Raw genomic sequence first — 431 nt, forward strand, 5'->3', positions numbered from 1 at the left:
CTGAAAACTTGGAAAAAATAGAAAAATCTAATGATTCCGCATGGCATAATACAAAAGGATATGTTCCTCTTAAAATCAAGGAACTGAAATATGTAGATTCCATAGATGTTCCTGAAAACAGATTTTACAAAAACTTTTTGCTTTTCATTGATGACTTAATAGATGATTTGCTTGGAAAAGTGGAAGAGGGATATGTAACTGACAAGCTTAAGGAATATAAGGAAACTTTAAGCTATTATCTTTCAGCAAGATACTTTTTAGACATATCTCCAATGGATTATCCTCCTTTAAATTCACAGGTTCTTCAGAAAAAGGAAGGATACCGTGACATTCTTGAATACTATCTTTTGTTTGAATTCGGTTTTAAGCTCAATTGGGATGAAGTGGTTGAAGATTTCAGAGGATATGAAAAGAAAGTTTACAGATTATAC

At 31.6% G+C, this 431-nt stretch carries 1 protein-coding gene; it reads left to right on the top strand.

Going from position 1 to position 431, the window contains the following annotated elements; genetic code table 11:
• Positions 1-431 (top strand): DUF2357 domain-containing protein (locus tag AWB54_RS15105; RefSeq protein WP_153014781.1); only part of this gene is annotated, 431 nt, incomplete at both ends.

This window comes from Syntrophomonas wolfei subsp. methylbutyratica, from assembly GCF_001570625.1.
Taxonomy (GTDB): Bacteria; Bacillota; Syntrophomonadia; order Syntrophomonadales; family Syntrophomonadaceae; genus Syntrophomonas; species Syntrophomonas methylbutyratica.